This is a genomic window from Polaromonas sp. P1_G1 (assembly GCF_056405595.1).
Map to the genome: position 1 here is coordinate 39,352 of NZ_JBFUBU010000029.1, position 21,054 is coordinate 60,405.

General features: G+C 67.8%; 14 protein-coding genes and 1 pseudogene. 6 read left to right on the top strand and 9 right to left on the bottom strand.

All coding sequences use genetic code 11. From position 1 onward, the window contains the following. Positions 1 to 15 precede the first annotated feature (15 nt). The 7 genes from AC1D1Y_RS16005 to glnE form a co-directional block, all read right to left on the bottom strand. Positions 16 to 255: an acyl carrier protein gene (locus AC1D1Y_RS16005; RefSeq protein ID WP_411885120.1), complete on the bottom strand. Its 240-nt coding sequence runs from the start codon at positions 253 to 255 to the stop codon at positions 16 to 18. A gap of 116 nt (positions 256 to 371) precedes the next feature. Continuing rightward, complete coding sequence (locus tag AC1D1Y_RS16010) at positions 372 to 1,418, bottom strand: SDR family oxidoreductase (RefSeq protein ID WP_477683186.1); 1,047 nt, start codon at positions 1,416 to 1,418, stop codon at positions 372 to 374. 143 nt (positions 1,419 to 1,561) lie between these two features. After that, positions 1,562 to 4,678 carry an efflux RND transporter permease subunit gene (locus AC1D1Y_RS16015; RefSeq protein WP_477683187.1) on the bottom strand — a complete coding sequence of 1,039 codons (3,117 nt, stop codon included), beginning with the start codon at positions 4,676 to 4,678 and terminating at the stop codon, positions 1,562 to 1,564. A gap of 10 nt (positions 4,679 to 4,688) precedes the next feature. After that, positions 4,689 to 5,849: an efflux RND transporter periplasmic adaptor subunit gene (locus AC1D1Y_RS16020; RefSeq protein WP_477683188.1), complete on the bottom strand. Its 1,161-nt coding sequence runs from the start codon at positions 5,847 to 5,849 to the stop codon at positions 4,689 to 4,691. Positions 5,850 to 5,888: 39 nt separating this feature from the next. Then, the gene (locus AC1D1Y_RS16025; protein WP_477683189.1) at positions 5,889 to 7,418 is read right to left on the bottom strand and encodes an efflux transporter outer membrane subunit; all 1,530 of its coding nucleotides are present in this window, start codon (positions 7,416 to 7,418) and stop codon (positions 5,889 to 5,891) included. After that, complete coding sequence (locus tag AC1D1Y_RS16030) at positions 7,405 to 8,163, bottom strand: CerR family C-terminal domain-containing protein (RefSeq protein ID WP_477683190.1); 759 nt, start codon at positions 8,161 to 8,163, stop codon at positions 7,405 to 7,407. The genes AC1D1Y_RS16025 and AC1D1Y_RS16030 overlap by 14 nt, the downstream gene beginning before the upstream one ends. 45 nt (positions 8,164 to 8,208) lie before the next feature. Beyond that, positions 8,209 to 10,980: a bifunctional [glutamate--ammonia ligase]-adenylyl-L-tyrosine phosphorylase/[glutamate--ammonia-ligase] adenylyltransferase gene (gene glnE, locus AC1D1Y_RS16035; protein WP_477683191.1), complete on the bottom strand. Its 2,772-nt coding sequence runs from the start codon at positions 10,978 to 10,980 to the stop codon at positions 8,209 to 8,211. A gap of 73 nt (positions 10,981 to 11,053) precedes the next feature. On the opposite strand from glnE, the gene AC1D1Y_RS16040 reads away from it, so the two are divergent. From AC1D1Y_RS16040 to AC1D1Y_RS16055, 4 genes are read left to right on the top strand one after another with little or no spacing between them, the layout of a single operon-like run. Continuing rightward, on the top strand, positions 11,054 to 15,289 hold the full coding sequence (locus tag AC1D1Y_RS16040; RefSeq protein ID WP_477683192.1) for a YhdP family protein: 4,236 nt from the start codon (positions 11,054 to 11,056) through the stop codon (positions 15,287 to 15,289). A 2-nt stretch (positions 15,290 to 15,291) separates the two neighbouring features. Continuing rightward, on the top strand, positions 15,292 to 16,098 hold the full coding sequence (locus AC1D1Y_RS16045; RefSeq protein ID WP_477683193.1) for a carbon-nitrogen hydrolase family protein: 807 nt from the start codon (positions 15,292 to 15,294) through the stop codon (positions 16,096 to 16,098). A gap of 13 nt (positions 16,099 to 16,111) precedes the next feature. Beyond that, positions 16,112 to 18,199, top strand: coding sequence for a two-component system sensor histidine kinase NtrB (locus AC1D1Y_RS16050; RefSeq protein ID WP_477683194.1), 2,088 nt, complete (start codon positions 16,112 to 16,114; stop codon positions 18,197 to 18,199). Between the two features lie 9 nt (positions 18,200 to 18,208). Then, positions 18,209 to 18,835, top strand: a complete 627-nt coding sequence (locus AC1D1Y_RS16055; RefSeq protein ID WP_477655857.1) for a response regulator transcription factor — start codon at positions 18,209 to 18,211, stop codon at positions 18,833 to 18,835. Positions 18,836 to 18,848: 13 nt separating this feature from the next. Here AC1D1Y_RS16055 and AC1D1Y_RS16060 read toward each other — a convergent pair whose 3' ends face one another. Beyond that, on the bottom strand, positions 18,849 to 18,992 hold the full coding sequence (locus AC1D1Y_RS16060) for a hypothetical protein (RefSeq protein WP_477655858.1): 144 nt from the start codon (positions 18,990 to 18,992) through the stop codon (positions 18,849 to 18,851). Here AC1D1Y_RS16060 and AC1D1Y_RS16065 point away from each other — a divergent pair. Further along, positions 18,940 to 20,027, top strand: a pseudogene (locus tag AC1D1Y_RS16065) (MltA domain-containing protein). The gene AC1D1Y_RS16060 and the pseudogene AC1D1Y_RS16065 sit on opposite strands and share 53 nt — an antisense overlap. Positions 20,028 to 20,046: 19 nt before the next feature. Then, positions 20,047 to 20,373 (top strand): hypothetical protein, encoded by a 327-nt coding sequence (locus tag AC1D1Y_RS16070; protein ID WP_477683195.1) that lies wholly within the window; start codon positions 20,047 to 20,049, stop codon positions 20,371 to 20,373. On the opposite strand, the gene AC1D1Y_RS16075 is transcribed toward AC1D1Y_RS16070, so the two are convergent. Beyond that, positions 20,370 to 21,029 (bottom strand): hypothetical protein, encoded by a 660-nt coding sequence (locus AC1D1Y_RS16075; RefSeq protein ID WP_477683196.1) that lies wholly within the window; start codon positions 21,027 to 21,029, stop codon positions 20,370 to 20,372. The genes AC1D1Y_RS16070 and AC1D1Y_RS16075 overlap by 4 nt on opposite strands. Positions 21,030 to 21,054 lie beyond the last annotated feature (25 nt).

The window sequence follows — 21,054 nt, forward strand, 5'->3', positions numbered from 1 at the left end:
GCGCCCGCCAGGGGCTTAAGCTGCGGGCTTGCCCGATGGCAGCAAAGGCTCGATCAGTTGGACCATTTCGGCCAGGGTCCGTGGCGGGTTGGCCTGGTCGGGAATCTGGATGCCGAACTGGTCTTCGATCTGGAAGAGGAATTCGATGACCGCCAGGGAGTCCAGTCCGAGGCTTTCCAGCGTGGCATCGGGCAGCAGTTTTTCTTCGCTGATGCCAAATGTCTCGGCAAAAAGATTGATCAAATCAGAATTCATCACCCAACCAGTACGTATGTATGCAAAGCGTCATTGTCCCACCATCGCCGTGACAGCTGAACATTGTTCAATGCCTCACGGTTATTTTACAAAAGCGGTGGCGTTGTTTTTGTGCTTCAGGGGGTGTACATCTGCCGGACTGCATCCGACAGGCTGAACGTTCCCAGGAGCTCCCCTAAATAACTGACGGGCGCCGGCGCAATGGCCGCCGCGCCGATTTCGGCGCGCAAACGGGCGTTGCTGAACACCGCATCGGCTGTCAAAAAAGGCAGGTAGGGTTGCAGTGCATCGAACATCCAGCGTTGGCGGGCGAATTTGGGTGTCGGCACATAATCGCGCCCCCGCATCACCAGCTTGCCTATGCCCGGCATGGTGGCCGTCAGTTCATCGGCCAGTGCCTTGAACGTCATGGAGTCTTCGCCGGTTGACACGTGATAGCAGTCATGCGCCAGTTCGTCCTTGAGCAGCATCTCGGCGAAAGCGCCGGCAATGTAGTCCACGGGCGCAAAATCGAGCCTGGCCAGCGGGTCGAGGGGAACGTCCCCGAGTTCGGCCATCACGGGAATCGACCACAGCATGTTGCGCGAGAGCTTGGCGTCGTCAATGCCGCGCGACAGCACGATGCCGGGGCGCAGGCTGACAAAGGGGTTGCCGCTGGCGCGCAACAAAGTTTCGGCATCGCGCTTGGACCGGATGTAGTCGTTGGCATAGCCGGCGAAAGGCATGTCTTCGGTGATCACGCCGCGCGGTTCGGTGGTGACCGCGGCCGTGCCGACGAAAAAGCCGCGCTGCGAGGGGCTCAGGTTTTTAAGGATGGCGGAAAAATGCTCGGCTGCCTTGATATTGATAGGGTAAACCCCTGCGCCGGGCTTGAAGGAGGTGCTGGCTGCCGAGTGCAGGATCACGTCGGCGGACTGAAGCACGGCGGTGCTCAGGCCAAAATTGGGCTCGATGACATCGCCTGCCTCGGCGGATACCATGTCGGCGAACTCGGGTTTCCACAGAACGCTCTTTTTCAGGCGCTCCAGGAGGCGGTCACGGGCTTGGTTCGAATCGGCGGCGCGCACCACTGCGGTGCTGTAGACGCCGCGCGCGGCCAGAAGAAGCATTAACTCGCCGCCAATCAGGCCAGTTGCGCCCGAAAGCAGTACGCGTTTAGACATGTGAAGAAATGTAAAGCTAAGCCCGTAAGTATAAGCCAGCCCAAATGACAGGGCTGTAAAACCCCATTGGGTAAAACCGTCTAAATCCGCAAAATCGCACGCTAGCCGGGCTTTTGCGGTGCCCTCGGGCCCGGCTGTTGTTTTTATTCGCCGGCCGGCGTGGGGGTGTCCGGCTTGGGCGCATCGCCATGCTCGCCGCGCAGCCGCCTGGTGGTGCGCCGGATGAAGTGCTCCAGGTCGTCGATATAGGTGAACACCGCCGGAACCACCAGCAGGCTGAGCACGGTGGAGGTGATCAGGCCGCCGATCACGGCAATCGACATCGGCGAGCGAAAGCTCGGGTCGGCCGCGCCGAAGCCCAGGGCGATCGGCATCATGCCGGCGCCCATGGCCAGCGTGGTCATGATGATGGGCCGCGCACGCTTGTGGCAGGCGTCCAGCAGCGCGTCCCAGCGCGACATGTTGTGGTCCCGCCGCGCCACGATGGCGTATTCCACCAGCAGGATGGAGTTCTTGGTGGCGATGCCCATGAGCATGACAAGACCGATCAGCGAGGGCATGGAAAAACTCTTTTGCGCGATCAGCAGCCCGACGAAGGCGCCGCCCAGGGACAACGGCAGGGCCGCCAGGATGGTCACCGGATGCAGGAAGTCCTTGAACAGCAGCACCAGCACGATGTAGATGCACAGAACGCCGGTCGCCATGGCCAGGATAAAGCTGCCAAACAATTCGCCCATCACTTCGGCATCGCCGATTTCCACCACCTTGACGCCCGCCGGCAGGTTCTTGATGGCCGGCAGCAGCTTCACGGCTTCGGTGATGTCACCCAGGGCCCGGCCCGACAGTTCAATCTCGAATTTGACGTTGCGCGAGCGGTCGTAGCGGTCTATGACGGCCGGCCCGCCGGTGACTTCCAGCGTGGCCACCTGCCCCAGCATGACCGGGCCGACGCCGGGCTTGACGCTGGGCACAGCCAGGCGCTCCAGCACGCTGAGGTCCTTGCGCGCCGCGTCGTCGAGCTTCACGACGATGGGCACCTGGCGCTGCGAGAGGTTGAGCTTGGGCAGCGATTCTTCGTAGTCGCCCACCGTGGCGATGCGCAGCGTCTCGCCCATGGCGGCGCTGGTCACGCCCAGGTCGGCGGCGCGGGCGAAGTCCGGCTTGATGGCGATCTCGGGCCGCACCAGGCTGGCGCTCGACGAAATATTGCCCAGGCCGGGGATGGTGCGCAAGTCTTTCTCCACCGCCATCGCGGCGGTCTGCAGGGCATTGGCGTCCTCAGCCGTCAACACCAGCATATAGGCCTCACCAGAGCCGCCCAGGCCGACCTTGCTGCGCACGCCGGGCAGGGACTCCAGCGCCGTGCGCATCTTGCTTTCGATGCCCTGCTTGCGCGGGCGCTCATTGCGCTCGTCGAGCAGCACGGTCAGCGTGGCCTTGCGGGTTTCGGCCGCGCCCTGCATGGCGAAGGGGTCGCCGCCGGCGGTACCGCCACCTATGGTGGTGTAGACGTTCTTGACATGCTCGACCTTGCCGATGAGCTGGCGCGCATGCTCGGCCGAGGCCTTGGTCTGGGCCAGGGTGGCGCCGGGCGGCAGTTCCAGGTAAACCTGGGTCTGCGAGTTGTCGTCGGGCGGGATGAAACCCTTGGACAGCAGCGGGATCAAGGCCACCGAGCCGAAGAAGAACAGCGTGGCCAGGATCATGGTCTTCAGGCGGTGATGCAGGCACCAGGAGGCGGCGCGCATGTACCACTTCATCCATCCCGGGTCGGTGTGCGTGCCCACCACGGGCTTGAGGATGTAGGCCGCCATCATGGGCGTCAGCACCCGCGCCACCACCAGCGAGGCGAATACGGCCAGCGAGGCCGTCCAGCCGAACTGCTTGAAGAACTTGCCGGCCACGCCGCTCATGAAGGCGGTCGGCAGGAACACCGCTATCAGCGTGAAGGTGGTGGCCACCACGGCCAGGCCGATCTCGTCGGCGGCTTCCATGGCGGCTTCGTAGGGCGTTTTCCCCATGCGCAGGTGGCGCACGATGTTTTCCACCTCGACGATCGCATCGTCCACCAGGATGCCTATCACCAGCGACAACGCCAGCAGCGTGATCACGTTGATGGAAAAACCCAGCATATGCATGCCGATGAAGGCCGGGATCACCGACAGCGGCAGCGCCACCGCGGAGACGAAGGTGGCGCGCCAGTCGCGCAGGAACAGCCACACCACCAGCACGGCCAGGATGCCGCCCTCGTAGAGCAGGTGCATGGAGCCGTCGTATTCCTCCTGCACCGGCTTGACGAAATTGAAGGCCTCGACCAGTTCCACGTCGGGATGCTGCTGCTTCAGCTCAGCCAGCGCCGCCTGCACGGCCGCGCCCACCGCTACTTCACTTTCGCCGCGGCTGCGCGCGACCTCAAAGCCGACCACGGGCTTGCCGTCCAGCAGCGCTGCCGCGCGCGGTTCGGCGGTGGTGTCGGTCACGGTGGCGACCTGGTCCAGGCGTATGCGCCGGCCGTCGCTCAGTGCCAGCTCGATGCTGGCCAGTTCCGCAGCCGATTTCACCGTCGCCAGGGTGCGCATGGGTTGTTCGCTGCCGCCCAGGTCGGCGCGCCCGCCGGCGCTTTCCGTCTGCACCTGGCGCAACTGGCGCGAGATGTCGGATGCCGTGGCGCCCAGCGCCTGCAGCCGCGACGGGTCCAGCGCGACGCGCACTTCGCGCGAGACGCCGCCCACGCGGTTGACCGCGCCCACGCCGCGCACCGCCAGCAGCTTGCGCGAGATGTCGTTGTCGACAAACCAGGACAGCGCTTCGTCGTCCATGCGCGGCGAGCGGATGGTGAAGGCCAGCACCGGCTGTCCGGCAATGTCGATCTTGGAGACGACGGGCTCGCGCACGTCGGCGGGCAGGTCGCCGCGTACCTTGGACACCGCGGCGCGCACGTCATCCACGGCTTCCTGCACGGGTTTCTCGAGCCGAAATTCGGCGGTGATGGTCGCCCCGCCGTCCTGTACCTTGGTATAGATGTGCTTGAGGCCTTGCACCGTAGCGATGGAGTTTTCCAGCTTGCGCGCCACTTCGGTTTCAAGCTGCGCGGGCGCCGCGCCCGGCAGCGAGGCCGTCACGGACACCGTCGGCAGGTCGATGTCGGGAAAGTTCTGCACCTTCATCGCCTTGAAGGACAGCATGCCGGCAAAGGTCAGCAGTACAAACAGCATGACCGCCGGAATCGGGTTCTTGATCGACCAGGAAGAGACATTCATGGCCTGCTCCTTACTTGCTGGCGGCCGGCRCCGGCTTGGCTGGGACCGAGGCCGGAACGGCATCGCTCACCCTGACCAGGTCGCCGTCGTTCAGGAAACCCGCGCCACTGACGATGATGCGCGCGTCCGCGGCCAGGCCGGACGTGATCTCGATCCGGTCCCCGGCCAGCCGGCCGGTCTGCACCTTGAGCTGGCTGATGCGGTTGTCGGCGTTGAGCCGGAACAGGTAGTTGAAACCGTCGCGCACCACCAGCGCCGGCTGCGGCACGGTCAGCGCGGGCGTCTCGCCCAGCTCGAACTCCCCGCGGGCAAACATGCCGGCCTTGGCCGGCGAGGCCATGCCGGCGGAAACCGGCAGGTCCACGTAGACCAGCGCCGCACGGGTCTGCGGGTCCACGCTGGGGGCGATCATGCGCACCCGGCCCTTGAGCTCGGCCCCGCTGGCGGCCAGCACCCTGGCCGTCGTGCCGGCCTTGATGCGGCCCAGCTCGGCCGAGGTGACTTCCGCGCGCCACTCGAGGCGGCCGCCGCGTATCAGGCGGAACAGTTCGGTGCCCTGGGGCACCACCGAGCCGACGGTCGCGGTGCGGGCGGAGATCACACCGCTGTCGGGCGCCAGCACCTGGGTGTTCTTGCCGCGCAGCTGCTGCGCGTCGAGCACGGCCTTGGCCGCCTCGACACGCGCCTTGGCGGTCTGCTCGGCGGTGTTGTACTGGTTGATCTGCTGGTCGCTCAGCGCGCCGGAGCTGGCCAGGGTGCGCGCGCGCGCCGCGTTGTCGGCCGCGTCGGCCGCGGTGGCCTGTGCCTCGATCAGGCTGGCCCGTGCCTGCGCGGTGTCCGCCAAGACGCTGTCGCCCGAGAACACGGCCAGCACCTGGCCGGCCTTGACCTGGTCGCCGACGTTGGCCTGCACCTGTACCAGCCGCAGGCCGTTGGATTCCGAGCCGATCACGGCTTCCTGCCAGGCCGTGATGTTGCCGTTGGCGCTAAGCTTGACCGGCAAGGTCATTTGTTGCGGCAGCGCCGTGGCGACGGTCAGGGCCGGCTTGGCCTCGGGGTTGACATCGCCTTTGGCTTCCGACCTGGAGAGGAAGAAGGCGGCGCCTCCCGCAAGCAGCACGGCAGCGGCGATCACGGCGATGGCAAAGGGGGTGGGCTTGAGTTTTGGCATGGTGTGCAGGGGCTCTGTCGGGGTGTCGGGGGGTGTGCCTCAGGGCGCGGTGATGGCGGCGGGCGTGAAGGGGGCGGAGACTTCGGAGGCCAGGGGCGGCACCGGCGGCTGGTCGCTGGTCCAGCCGCCGCCCAGTGCGCGGTACAGCGCGACCCAGGCGCTGCGTCGCTCGCGCTGCAGCGTCACCACATTGCTTTGCGCGGCCAGCAGCGTGCGGCGTGCGTCTTCGAGTTCGACCAGGCTGGCCAGCCCGCTCTTGTAGCGGACTTCGGTGCCGGTGAAGGAGGCGCGGTAGCCCTGCGCGGCGACCCGCGCGTCCTCGTTGCGTTCGGCGGTGCTCTGCAGCTTGACCAGCGCTTCCTCCACCTCCTGCACGGCCTTGCGCACGCTGGCGCGGTACTGGGCCGCGGCATCCTCGTAGCGCGCCTTGGCGGCTTCGACGTTGGCTTCGCTGGCGCCGCCGTCAAACAGCGGAACCGTCAGCTGCAGCGGCCCGACCGTCCAGGTGTCGAAACGCTGTGTCGAAGCGCTGGTGCGGGACTTGGTGGTGAAGACCGAGCCGCTGAGGCTTAGCCGCGGAAAGCGTTGCGCGCGGGCGCTGCCCACTTCCAGGCGGGCCGCATCCACCTCGCGCGCCGCATTGAAGATGTCGGGCCGCTGGGCCAGCACCTCGGCGGGCACGCTGATCACCGGCGCCATGGACTCCTGCGTCAGGTCGACGGGCGCGCCGGCCAGCTTTTGCCGCAATGCGGGCTCGTCGATCGCGGTGAGTGCCACCAGCGCCTTGATGTCCAGGTCGCAAAGCGTGCGCTGCTGGATGGCGTTGCCATGCCCTTCCGCGGCGCTGGCCCGGGCCAAGGCCGCGGTGGCGGGCGCCTGGAAGCCGGCCTTGGTGCTCAGGTCCGCGAGCCGCGAGGTTTCGGCCCGCGAGGCGGCGTCGGCGCGCGCGACCTCCAGCAGTTTTTCGCAGGCGCGCAGGCTGTAGTACTGCGTCGCGACTTCGGCGGCCATGGACACGCGGGCGGCGTGCCAGGTCGCCTGGGCGCCTTCAAAGCGGTGCTGGTCGGCATCCCGGCTGGCCGCGTACTGGCCGAACAGGTCGATTTCCCAGGATGCCTGCAGGCCCGCCTCCAGGGTCGTGGCAATCGGCGGCACCGCACGGTTCACCGGCGCCGAGCGTCCGCGGCTCGCGCTGGCCACGGCATCGAGTGTGGGCAGCATCGCCGCATCCGAGGCCACGCGTGAAGCCCGCGCCTGCTCGATATTGGAGCGCGCCGTCGACACGCTGGGGCTGACCGCTTCCGCAGCCATGATCAACTCGACCAGCAAGGGGTCGTTTTGCTGCCCCCACCACCGGGACAGCCCGGCCAGGGTGCCGTCATGGGGCAAGGCCGAGGTGGTGCCCGGCGCCGCGGCGGGCAGGGGCGCCTGCCACTGCGTGGGAATGGGCGCGGCCGGCATGCGGTAGGGGGAAAGGTCAGTGGCGCACCCGGCCAGCAGCGCGCAGGCGGCCAGAAGCCCCAGCGCCGGCAGGCGGAATGGCTTGCGCCGGAAATCAGGTTTTTTCATGGCTTGCGGTTTTCAGGCGCGGCGTGCCGGCCGCGGGATGCTCGGGAAGGTGTTTTCGGCGCGCTGTTTCGACGGCGACCATGGCTTCAGCGTAAGCCACCAGGCTCTCGGCCCATTGCCCCACCGCGTCGGGTGCGCCGAACAGCTGGGGCCGGATCGCGTCCACCACCTCGCGGCTGATGAACATGTGGATCGCCAGCCCGGTGATGGAAAACGCCAGCCGGTGCACCTCGTCGTCGGCTTTGGTGAGCCCCAGGTGGCGGCACAGCACCGTCACCAGGGCCGCGTGCGCGGGCTTGATGCCCTTGTCGATTTCTTCGGCCCAGAGTCCGGTGGGCTCCAGCATCTCGCGAAAGTGCAGCCGCGTCGACAGCTGCACCAGTTCGCCCTGGCGCAAGGGCTCCAGAAAACCCGAGAAAAAACCTTCCAGCGACTGGCGCAGCGTGAAATGCGGCTGGTTGTACAGCGCGATGTCGTCGCGCGCGCTGCCCAGCGGCTCGGTGAACACGGCGCGGTAGAGCCCGGCCTTGTCGCCGAAGTAATAGCTGACGGCCGCCACGTTGGCGCCCGCGGCTTGGGCGATGTCGCGTATCGAGGTCTTGGCAAAGCCCTTTTCGGAGAACAGGCGCAACGCCGTGTGCAGCAGCTGTGTCCTGGCGTGGGCACCGTCCGAGCGCTGCTTGCGGGTTTCGCCTTCAGGGCCGGCGGCGCGCGAGGCTGTTTTGGGGCGAGGAACGGCATTCATGTGCCCGCATTAAAGCACATGAATCAAACAAATGATTGAATTAAATCAGTCGTTTGATTTGAAGGTGGAAATCCACAACTGCCGGATGGCGTCGCACTCGGCCTGGAGCGCCGGCGGGCTGACCTGGGTCGGCTCCTCGTTGAGGCGCGCGTGGTGCTGGACGCGGCGCAGTTCGCGGTACGCGGCGGCTGCACGCTGGCCCACGCCAGCCGGCAGCAGGCCGGCGGCCTCGGCGCGCTGCAGCAGGGAAATGTTGCCCACGTTGGCGATCAGCTCCGGATGCCGCGCGGACTCGGACAGCACCAGGAATTGCACCGCGAACTCGGCGTCCACCATGCCGCCGGGGCTGTGCTTCACGTCGAATTTGTCGCCCCGCACCGGGCGCGCGCTGCGCACCTTCTCGCGCATGGCGACGATTTCACCGCGCAGCGCCACGGTGTCGCGCGGGGCTGTGATGACGGTTTCGCGCACCTGATCGAAGCGCTGCCGTAGCGCATCGCCGCCGAGCACGCAGCGCGCGCGCGTCATGGCCTGGTGTTCCCAGGTCCAGGCGGTGTTGCTGCCGCGCTGCTGCTGGTAGCGGGTATAGGCCTCGAAGCTCGTGACCAGCAGGCCCGAATTGCCGTTGGGACGCAGGGCCGTGTCGATCTCGAACAGGTCGCCTTCGCCGGTCTTGATGGTCAGCCAGTTGATCAGCTTGCGCACGAAGGCGGCATAGACCTCGGGCGCGCGTTCGTCCTCGTCCTCATAAACGAAGACGATGTCCAGGTCGCTGCCGTAGCCCAGTTCCTTGCCGCCCAGCTTGCCGTAGGCAATGATGGCGAACTGCGGCGTCTCGCGGTGCCGGTTTTTCAGGCGCTGCCAGCACCAGCGGGTGGTGATGTCCAGCACGGCTTCGGCCAGCGCACTCAGGTCGTCGGCCACCTGCTCGACCGTGAGCACGCCTTCGAGGTCGCGCGCCAGCGTGCGGAAGACCTCCGCGTGGTGGGCGCGGCGCAGCAGGTTCAGGCAGGTTTCCTCATCGTCCTCGCCGGTGCTGCGCAGAGCCGCCAGCCGCTGTTCGACGTCGCGGGCGAAGGCCGCGCCGTCAAAGCGCTCCTTGAGCAGCTCGTCGCTGGCCAGCTCGTCAATTACGCCGGGGTGCTGCAGCAAATAGCGCGCGGGCCACTTGGCCGCGCCCAGCAGGCGCAGCAGGCGCTCATGCACGGCCGGGCGTTCCAGCAGAAGCGCCAGGTAGCTCTCCCGCCTGAGCAGGGGCTCTATCCAGTCGATGATGCGCACCGCCGCTTCTTCAGTCACCGCGCCCTCGGCCAGCCAGGCCGCGGTGCGCTGCACCAGCCGCGTCAGGCGCGCGCGCGAATCCTCGCGCAGGGCCAGCACCCGGGGATGCTGGCGCCATAGCGCCAGGCGGGCGCGGAACTGCTCGGGCCATTGTTCGGAAAGCTGCTCCAGCAGGTCGTCGAGTTGCTGGGGCGGCGCCTTGGCCTTGCCGCCGCAACCTTTGCAGTCGGGTTTGCCGCCCAGCAGCTTGTCGAACTCGCCGGCCACCAGTTCGCGATGCGCGTCGAGTTCGCTGAGGAAGGGGCAGCAGTTGCCGTAGCCCAGTGTGTCCGCTATCCAGGCCAGGTCGTCGTCGCGTGTCGGCAGCACATGGGTTTGCTGGTCGTCCAGGTACTGGATGCGGTGCTCCACCCGGCGCAGGAAATCGTAGGCCCGCGCCAGCGCGTCGGCCGTTTCCTGCGGCATCAGGCCCGCGCGGGCCACGCGCTGCAGGGCGTCGACGGTGGGGCGGGTGCGCAGTTCCGGAAACTGCCCGCCGCGTACCACCTGCAGCAGCTGTACGGTGAATTCAATCTCGCGTATGCCGCCGCGCGACATTTTGACGTCGTTGGCGCGCTCGGGATGGCCGGCGCAGCGCTTGGCCGCGTGCTYGCGGATCTGCCGGTGCAGGGTGCGCAGCGCGTCGAACACGTTGTAGTCGAGGTAACGCCGGAACACAAAGGGCAGTACCGAGCCGCGCAGGGCCTGGGCGGAGCCACTCTGTATGCATTCCAGCGGCGCCACCACCCGGCTCTTGAGCCAGGCAAAACGCTCCCATTCGCGGCCCTGCGCCTGGAAATATTCTTCCAGCGCGCTGAGCGAGACGGCGGCCGGCCCGGAATTGCCGTTGGGCCTGAGCGCCAGGTCCACCCGGAACACAAAGCCGTGCTCGGTGGCGTCGCCGATCAGGCTGAAGACGGCCTTGACCTGGTGCGCGAAATATTCGTGGTTCGATATCTGGCCGCGCCCGTCGGCGCGCCCGGCGGTTTCGCCGTCGTGGTCGTAGACGTAGATCAGGTCGATGTCGCTGGAGACATTGAGTTCGCGCGCCCCCAGCTTGCCCATGCCGACCACCCACATCCGGGCACGCTCCGGGCCGGGGCCCTGCGGTGCGCCGTGCTGGGCATCGAGCATGCGGGCCGAATCCCGCATCGCGACATCGAGGGCGAGCTCCGCCAGTTCGGTCATGGCGCAGGTCACGACCTTCAATGGCGCCTGATCTTCGCAGGGGCCGTCGCAGTCCAGCACCACCAGCCTCTCCATGACCAACTGGCGCAGCACGCGCAAGGCGGCGCCGGTTTCCAGGCCTTGCGCCAGCAGCGCGTCCAGGGCGAGCTGCATGCCCGCGCGCACCGGCGCACCGGGAGGCAGCAGCGGCAGCAATTCTGCATAGCGACGGCGAACGCGCTGGACGAAGCGGGAATAGCCCGACGCGCCCGGTGCCGCCGGTCCGGCGGCGGAGGGGGAGTCAGGGCTGGCGGTCAGAGCAACGGTCATCACACTACTTCACAAAACTTCATGGTCCCCCGCCGGGCGCATACCGGCCCCGGCGGTCATAATTCTCAAGTCAATGGAGCCAACGATTCCCAGCCTGTCCACCCTGCCGCCGCGCCGCCTGCATTGGCTTGCCCTCATCCTGCGCGTCCTGTTGTGGCTTGTCGCCGCTGCCTGGCTGCTCTTCGGCCTGAGCTGGTTCGTGCTACATGGCTGGATTGTGCCGCGAATCGGCGAATTCCGTCCGCGCCTCGAAATAGAGGCCAGCAAGGCCCTGGGGGTGCCTGTGCGCATCGGTGCAATCACCGCGCACACCCAGGGGATGATCCCGTCCTTCGAGTTGCGCGACGTCACCCTGCTGGACGCGCAGGGCCGCGAAGCCCTGAGGCTGCCGCGCGTGCTCGGCGCCCTGTCGCCTTCTTCCATCTGGGGGCTGGGTTTCGAGCAGATCTCCATCGACAAGCCCGAGCTGGACATCCGCCGCGCCGCGAACGGAAAAATCTATGTGGGCGGCCTGGACGTCTCGCAGGACCGGGCGGGCGGCGAGAGCGCCGCGGCCGACTGGTTTTTCTCGCAAACCGAATTTGTCATGCGCGGCGGCACCGTGCGCTGGACCGACGAATTGCAAGGCGCGCCGCCACTGGCGCTCACGCAGGTCGATTGGGTCATGCGCAACGCGCACCGCCGGCACCTGCTGCGTTTGGACGCCACGCCGCCGGCTGAATGGGGTGACCGCTTCAGCGTCAGGGGCATGTTCCGCCAATCCCTGCTGTCGGGCGGTGCCGGCGACTTCGACACCTGGACCGGGCAGCTGTTCGCCGAGTTCGGCCGTGTCGACGCCTCCCGCGTGCGGCAGTACGTCAGCATGGACACGCTGGGCGTGGAACTGGCGCGCGGCAACGGCGCGCTGCGCGCCTGGGCAGACGTGAGCAAGGGCCGGATCACCGGCGGGACGGCCGACGTGGCGCTGCAGGACGTGGATGCCCGTTTCGGCGCCAAGCTCCAGCCGCTGGCTTTCGAATCCGTTGCGGGGCGCATAGGCGGCAGCCAGCGCGCCAACGGTTTTGACTTCAACACCGAGGGCCTGCGTTTTCGCACCCGTGACGGCCTGCAGTGGCCGGGCGGCAATGTGGCCCTGGTGCACACCGGCGACGAAGCCGGCGCGCCGCAGCACACGGAACTCAAGGCCGACAAACTGGACCTGGCCGCGCTCGCGCAGATCGCCAACCGCCTGCCACTGGATGCCGCCACGCACGGCTTCATCACGTCCTTCGCGCCCAAGGGGCTGGTAGAGGCCGTCGAGGCGCGCTGGCAGGGGCCCATGGCCGCGCCSAGCAGTTATGCCGCGAAAGGCCGGGTCGCGGGCCTGAGCGTTGCCGCGCTGCCGGCGCCGGCGGCCACGGCCTCGGCGCCCGCGGGAGGTGCCCCGGCGCATCCGAAGCCCGGCCGGCCGGGCATCAGCGGCGCCGCGATCGACTTCGACCTCACGCAGGACGGCGGGCAGGCCAAGGTCAGGATCGCCAATGGCGCGCTCGACCTTCCCGGCGTTTTTGAGGACTCGCTGGTGCCCTTTGACCAGCTGGCCGTCGATGCCCAATGGAAATTCTCGGGCCGGAAAATCGAGGCCCAGCTGCGCAACCTGCAATTCGCCAATGCGGACGCCCAGGGCGAGGCGCAGGTCAGCTGGCGCACCCAGGACGCCGCCGGCCCGGCGCCCGCCGCGGGCACGCCCGACCACCGCTTCCCCGGCGTGCTCGATCTGCAAGGCAGCCTGAGCCGGGGCGACGGCACGCGCGTGCACCGCTACCTGCCGCTGGTGCTGCCCGACCCCGTACGCCACTACGTGCGCGATGCGGTGGTGCAGGGCCAGGTCAGCGACGTGAAGTTCAAGGTCAAGGGCCCGCTCGAGCACCTGCCTTTCACCAACCCGGCGCAAGGGGATTTCCGGGTGTCCGCGAAAATCCGCAACGGCCACTTCGCCTATGTGCCCAAGACGATTCAGCCGGCCGGCGCGGCGCCATGGCCGGCCCTGACCGAGCTCGGCGGCGAACTGGTCTTCAACCGCGCGGCGCTTGAAGTGAACGGCGCCAGCGGCAAGGTCGCCGGCCTGCCGGGCCTGCAACTGGTCAAGGGCGAGGCACGCATTCCGGACCTGACCCACAACTCGACGGTCAATGTGAACGTCGACCTCAAGGGCGCGCTGGTCGATGCCGTGGGTTTCGTCAACCAGTCGCCGGTGGGCGGCATGACCAGCCACGCGCTGGCTGCGGCTACCGCCACCGGCACGGGCGACTACCGCTTCCGCCTGGAATTGCCCATCCATTCGATCGACAAGTCCCGCGTCGAAGGGACTGTCACGCTGCCCGGCAACGACGTGCAGTTCTCGGCGGCCGCGCCCATGTTGTCGAAACTCAAAGGCGTGGTCAATGTGAGCGAAAAGGGCTTTTCCATCGCCGGCGGCCAGGCAAAACTGCTGGGCGGCGATGTGCGTTTTGACGGCGGCCTGCGCTCGCAGCCGCGCGCCACGGGCGGCGGCGAGACCGAAACCGTCACGACCTTCAAGGCGCAAGGCAGCGTCACCGCGGAAGGCTTGCGCCAGGCCAAGGAACTGGGCCCGCTCGCGCGCATGGCGCAAAACGCCAGCGGCAGCACGGCCTACACGGCGACGCTCGGGTTTCGCCGCGGCATGCCGGAGCTGGCCGTCGCCAGCAACCTGCAGGGCATGGCGCTGAGCCTACCCGCGCCCCTGAGCAAAACCGCCGATGCGGCCTTGCCGCTGCGCTTTGAAAACCTCCTGCTGCAGGCCTCCATGGCCCCCGGGCAAAAACTGGAAGACCAGATGTCGGTCTCGATAGGGCGCACGGCCTCCATCGTCTATGTGCGCGACCTCAGCGGCGCCGAACCGCGCGTGCTGCGTGGCGGCATCGCCGTGGGGCTGGAGCCGGGCGAGACCGTGCCGCTGCAGGAGGCCGGCGTGGCGGCCAACATCAACCTGGCCCATGTGGACCTCGACGCCTGGCAGAAGCTGCTGGGCGACTCGACGGTCGGCGGCACGCTGCAGGCGGCTCCGTCGGCGGCGTCCGCCGCGCTCAACCGCGCCGCCGCGACTGCCGCCATGAGTTACCTGCCGACCACCATGGCCATACGCGCCAAAGAGCTGGTGGTGGAAGGCCGCAAACTCAACAACGTGGTGGTGGGCGGCTCGCGCGAAGGTCTGACCTGGCGCGCCAACATCGACGCGACCGAACTCAACGGCTATGTGGAATTCCGCCAGCCCGGCGGCATCGGCGCCGGGCGCGTCTACGCGCGGCTCTCGCGCCTGAGCCTCGAGCCCGGCAACGCCAGCGACGTGGAGGCCATCCTGAACGAGCAGCCCGCCAGCATCCCGGCCCTGGACATCGTGGTGGAAGACCTGGAGCTGCGCGGCAAGAAGCTGGGCCGGGTCGAGATCGAGGCCGTCAACCGCGGCGCGTCGGCCGCGGCGCGCGAGGGCGTGCGCGAATGGCGGCTGAACAAGCTCAACGTGATCCTTCCCGAAGCCGTGCTGACGGCCAACGGCAACTGGGTGGCGCTGAATGCGCAGGCCGCCGCCGCGGCGGGCGCCAACCGCGCCGCAGCGCGTACGGCCGCCGAACGCCGCCGCACGGTGATGAACTTCAAGCTGGAGATCTCCGACTCGGGGGCGCTGCTCAAGCGCTTCGGCATGGGCGAGGTGATCCGCCGCGGCAAGGGCAAGCTCGAAGGCCAGGTGGCCTGGGTGGGATCGCCCCTGAGCTTTGACTACCCGTCCATGAGCGGGCAGTTCAACGTCAACGTCGAGTCGGGGCAGTTCGTCAAGGCCGACCCGGGCATCGCCAAGCTGCTGGGTGTGCTGAGCCTGCAGTCCCTGCCCCGGCGGCTGGCGCTGGATTTCCGTGATGTTTTTTCCGAGGGCTTCGCCTTCGACTTCGTCCGCGGCGACGTCAACATCAACCAGGGCGTGGCCTACACCAACAACCTGCAGATGCGCGGCGTCAACGCCGCCGTGCTCATGGAAGGCTCCGCTGACATCGCCAAGGAGACGCAGGACATCAAGGTCGTGGTGGTGCCGGAAATCAACGCCGGCACGGCCTCGCTGATCGCCACCGCCATCAACCCCGCCATCGGCCTGGGCAGCTTCCTGGCGCAGATGTTTTTGCGCCGGCCCCTGATGCAGGCGGCCACCCAGGAGTTCCACATCGACGGCACCTGGTCCGACCCCCGGGTCACCAAGCTGGACCGCAAGGCCCAGGCCGACAACAAGCCCAGCCAGGCTTCCACGGAGACACGCTGACCATGAAAGTAGCCGCTATCCAAATGGTGTCGGGCACCGGCATCGAGGACAACCTCGAAGTGGCGCACCAGCTGCTCGGGCAGGCCGCGGCGCAAGGTGCCGAACTGGCCGTGCTGCCCGAGTATTTCTGCATCATGGGCCGCAAGGACACCGACAAGCTGCAGTTCCAGGAGACGCCCGGCCAGGGCCCTCTCCAGGATTTTCTGAGCCGGTCGGCGCGCGAACTCGGGCTCTGGATTGTCGGCGGCACCTTGCCCATGGCCACGGCCGACCCCGGCCGCGCCCGCAACTGCTCGCTGGCCTATGCGCCGTCGGGCGAATGCGCGGCCCGCTACGACAAAATCCACCTGTTTCGCTTCGCCCAGGGCCAGGAAGACTACGACGAAAGGCGCGTGCTGGAGCCCGGTGCGCAGCCCATACGTTTCGAGCTGGCATCGCGCGACGGCCATACCTACACCATAGGCATGAGCGTCTGCTACGACCTGCGCTTTCCCGAGCTTTACCGCACCTTGAAGGCCGACGTGCTGCTGGTGCCCAGCGCCTTCACCTACACCACCGGCCAGGCGCATTGGGAAGTGCTGCTGCGCGCGCGCGCCATCGAGAACCAGGCCTATGTGCTGGCGGCGGCCCAGGGCGGCATCCACGAAAACGGGCGCCACACCTGGGGCCACACCATGGCCGTCGATCCCTGGGGCCAGATCCTGGCCGCGCGCGAGGAGGGTGCGGGGGTGGTGATGGCCGAAGTCCAGGCCGCCAACCTGCAGGGCGTGCGCGACCGCCTGCCGGCCTTGCGCCACCGCGTGCTGTGAGGAGCCGCAGGGCGTGAAGTTCCCGCGCGTCAACGTGAGCCGGGCCAGCCGGCGCTGGTCGCTGTGGGCCCTGTTGCTGGTGCTGGTCGCGGCCTTGCTGGGCATCCTGGTCTGGCTGGCGGGGCGTTACGAGTCCAGCATGGTGCAAAGCCGGCTTGAGCACGACGCCGCCGAAACCGTCACCGACATCCGTTCGGGCCTGACGCGCAACATCCAGACCTTCCAGGCGCTGCAGTCCGGTGAACGCTCGCCCGGCGCATGGCATGCGCCGGCCGCCGAAGTGCTGCGCGAGCACCGCGAGATCATGCGGCTCGAGTGGCGCGGCGAGTCGCTGGATGTGCTGGCCTTTGTCGAAACGCCCTACCGTACCTCTGTGTTTGAACGGCTCGGCAGGGCCGGCATGCAGGCCGACGTGGGCTTGACCTGCACCACCGCCCGGCGCCTGAGCGGCGCGGCCTACTCCACCAGCTATTTCATGCCGCAGCGCGACGGCCTGGGCCTGGAGGTGCTGGACATGTGCCTGCCTATCGTGGTGGCCGGCCGCCTCACGGGCTACATGGTTGCCACCTATTCGCTGCAGGACATCCTGGGTGAACTGGTGGGCCGGCAGCTGGCGCGCGGCGTCGGCCTGTCTTTCACCGAGGCCGACGGCACGCGGCTGGCGCTGCATGGTGTGCCCTCGCGCGGCAACCGCATCTACATTGCGCAGCAACTGCTCGATTTGCCGGGCAACACGCTGGTGGTCCGGATGGAAAGCCGGCTGGGCACGCCGGCCCTGTTCCCCAACGTGCTGACGGCGCTGGTAACCGCCATGTCGCTGGCGCTGATGGCGGTGCTCTTCCTGCTGGCCAGGGACATGCGGCGCCGCCTCAAGGTCGAGCACGACCTGGGCGAGGCGCTGGCCTTTCGCAAGGCCATGGAAGACTCGGTGCTCACGGGCCTGCGCGCGCGCGACCTGCAGGGTCGCATCACCTATGTGAACCCGGCTTTTTGCAAGATGGTGGGCGTGGAAGCCAAGGATTTGCTGAACCAGAGCTTTCCTTCGCCCTACTGGCCGCCGGAGCTCGCCGGCGTCTACCAGCAGCGCCAGGAAATCCGGCTGGCAGGCAGCAACCTGCCGCGCGAAGGCCATGAATCGGTGTTCATGCGGCGCGACGGCACGCGCTTTCCGGTGCTGATCATGGAAGCGCCGCTGATCAACGCGGTGGGCAAGCACACCGGCTGGATGAGCGCCATCCTCGACGTGAGCGAGCAGCGCCGCGTCGAGGAACTCTCGCGCGCCAGCCAGGACCGCCTGCAGGCCACAGCCAGGCTGGCCATGGTGGGTGAAATGGCCTCGCTGCTGAGCCACGAGCTCAACCAGCCGCTGGCGGCGATTTCCAGCTACGCGACCGGCTCGCTCAACCTGCTGCAGAAGGAAACCGGCGCCGAGCGAGCGCGCGCGGCCGCCCCGACGCCGGCGCCTTTGTCCGAAGACCTGCAGCTGGCGATGCGCCGCATCGCCGAGCAGGCCGAGCGCGCCGGCAAGGTCATCAAGAGCGTGCACGACTTCGTGCGCCGGCGCGACCAGGTGCGCGAGGCGGTGCAGCCGCGCGCGCTGCTCGACGCCATCATGCCGCTGGTGAGCCTGCAGGCCCGCAAGCTCGGCGTGCGCGTCGTGATCGAGGTCGACCCGGCCTGCGAGCCCGTGCTGTGCGACCGCACCATGGTCGAGCAGGTGCTGCTCAACCTCTCGCGCAACGGCATGCAGGCCATGCAGGGGCAGCCGGAGGGCGCGCTGCCCGGYGGCGGCGGGGCGCTGGTCGAAAAGGTGCTGACCCTGCGCATACGCCCCGCCGCTTCCAATGCGCACAGCCGCTGGGTCGAGTTCGCGGTGATCGACCGCGGTGAGGGCATTGCCGGGGATGTCGCGGAGCGCCTCTTCACGCCTTTTTTCACCACCAAGGAGGAAGGCATGGGCCTGGGGCTCAGCCTGTGCCGCACCGTGATAGAACAGCACGGCGGTTTCCTCGGATTTGAAGCGGCCGAACCGCAGGGTACGATTTTCAGTTTCACCCTGCCCGCGGCCCCGGCCGGGGACGGCGAATCACCGCAAGCCTGAAGGACAGCCATGGAACCGATTCACAATGCCACCGTCTACATCGTCGACGACGACGCCAGCGTGCGTGACGCACTGGCCTGGCTGCTGCGCTCGCGCCGCCTGCTGAGCGAGACCTTCGACAGCGCCGAGGCCTTCGACGCCCGGGTGTCAACGCGCTTCGAAGTGCGCTCGCCCTCCTGCGTGCTGCTGGACGTGCGCATGGCGGGCCTGAGCGGCCTGGCCATGTTTGAAAAGCTCATTGGTTACGGCTTGTTGCCGACGCTGCCGGTGATTTTCCTCACGGGCCATGCCGACGTTCCCACCGCCGTCGATGCCGTCAAGCGCGGCGCCTTTGATTTTTGCGAAAAACCGTTTTCGGACAACGCGCTGGTGGACCGCATCGAGCAGGCGCTCAACCATTCCGCCGCGGCGCTCGCGCAGCACAGCCAGTCCACCGGCCTGCAGGCGCGCATCGACGGCCTCACCGACCGTGAGCGCGACGTGATGCGCCTGGTGGTGGGCGGCCTGCCCAACAAGCTGGTCGCGGACCAGCTGGACATCAGCGTGCGCACGGTGGAGGTTCACCGGGCGCGGGTGTTTGACAAAATGGGTGTCAAATCGGCGGTGGAACTCGCCAACCTGCTGCGCAACCTGTAGCGCCGGAGGCCGCTTACTTCTTGTCGGATTCCAGGCCGGGCGCCGGCGGTTCCGGCTCCTTCAGTTCACCGTTCTTGCGGCCCGAGAACATCGTCCACCACACAATGAACACCAGCAGCAGCAACGCCCCCAGGGCTTCCAGCAAAAGTAAGGCCATGACATTTCCTTGGATACCGTCGATACGCGCCGTGCATGAAAAACGCTCCATGCGGCTTGGCACGATTATCGCCATCACGGCCTTGCTGGCTTCCTGCGCCGGCCCGCCGCTGCCGCCCTCATCAGTGCCGGCGGGAGAACCCACCGCGGCCGGCAGCCGGCCCGGCGATTCGGGTCCCTTGCCCGCGCCCTTGGTGCAGGGCAAAAGCCGCTGGGTGGCGGTTCGCTGGGCCGAGCTGCCGGGCTTTGAAGAAGACGCGCTGTTCGAGGCCTGGAACGCCTGGCTCAAGAGCTGCGAGCGGCCGGGCCCGGTCTTCGCGCCCCTGTGCGCCGAGGTCCGCCGCCTGAGCATCGCCTCGCCCGACGCGCAGCGCAACTGGATGGTGAGCCGGCTGCAACCCTATCGCGTCGAAAGCCTGCAGGGCGCGGCCGACGGGCTGCTGACCAGTTATTACGAGCCCGTGCTCAAGGCCAGCCGCCAGGCCGGCGCGGGCTACGAGGTGCCGCTGTATCGTCCGCCGGCCTCGCTGGCCAGCCGCAAGCCCTGGTTCTCGCGGCAGGAGATTGAGACCTCGCCCGAAGCGAAGTCGGCGCTGCGCGGCCGCGAGATCGCCTGGCTGGCCGACCCCGCATGACCGCGCCCTGGATCGAGTCCACCAAGGCCTGGGCCGCGAAAAATCCGCCACAACGCGTGCAGCAGATGCTCTGGAGCAACCCGCGCTATACATTCTTTCAGGAGCAGCCCCTGAGCGAACTCGACACAGCCTTCGGCCCCAAGGGCGCGCAGGGCGTGGCCCTCACGCCGGGACGCTCCATCGCGGTCGACCCGGGCAGCATTCCCTACGGCACACCGGTGTGGCTGGCCTCTCGCGGCGCGGCGGGCAGCCTGCAAAAACTGGTGCTGGCGCAGGACACCGGCAGCGCCATCGTGGGCGCGGTGCGGGCCGATTATTTCGCCRGCACCGGGCCCGAAGCCGGCCAGTTCGCCGCGCGCATGAACCAGCCGTTGCGGCTGTGGGTGCTCTGGCCGCGCTGACCCTTCTTCAGGAGTCATCATGAACAAGGCAAGGAATACCTTCGCGGCGCTGTTGGCGATGGCGGCATTGGGTGGTTGCGCCGGCGGCAACTGGCAGGATGCCGGCCCGCTGTACCGCTGCGAGCAGGGAATCGAGTTTCGCGCCAAATTCATCGACGACACCGCGGTGCTGGAAGGCCCCGGCGGGCGTGACCTGCTCCAGCGCGACGCCGGCGGCGAAGGGCCGCAGCAGACGGTGTACAGCAACCCGCGCATGCGCGCCGAATTCGGCCTGGGCGCCAGCGGGCGCGAGGCGGTGCTGCGCTATCCATTGCTACCGCTGGTAGCACGTTGCGTGCGCGACTAACGCACCGAGAGGCGGACTTCCACTCTCATCCCGTCGCGACGGGTGGATTGCCGGCTGTCGGCAATGCCGCTGCTGTTGCCGGCGCTGGCGTCGTCCGACTCGGCCACGGTGACCCATTCCCCGAGGCGTACGCTCAGCGAGGTGCTGGTGGACGATGAGGACAAGGGTGCCGCCGGCGACGAACCTGCGCGGCTGGCTTGTCCGGCGGCCAGTTCGAGCTCCACGCTGTCGCCGCCGTACCAGAGCGGCCGTGCCGAAAAGCCGCTGTTGGCATCGATGAACACGGTGGCGGCCTGGCGCCCCTGCACCAGCCGCAGCGGCTGGCTGTTGCCCAGGTTGATGTTGGCGGGGCGGCCGTTGAGCACCAGCACGCGTTGCACCAGGTCGCGCGTGTCGCTGCGCTGGCTGTCCTGGGCCGTGATGTGGGCGTTGGCGCCCGAACGCCCCGGTTGCAGCACGATACCGCCCTGCGCGCCCAAGGCGCTCTGGGAGCGCAGGCTGCTGCCGGCCTGCCGCACTTCAATTTGCAGGTTGCGCATGGGCAGCGCTTCGGCGCCGGGGCTTGAACCGGGCGATGGCTGCGCCATCAGCCAGGCGGGGGCGAACATGGATGGCACCAGGCACAGGGCGCAAACGGCGTTTCGGAATTTCGTCATGGAGATCTCCAGGGCAGGCGAACCA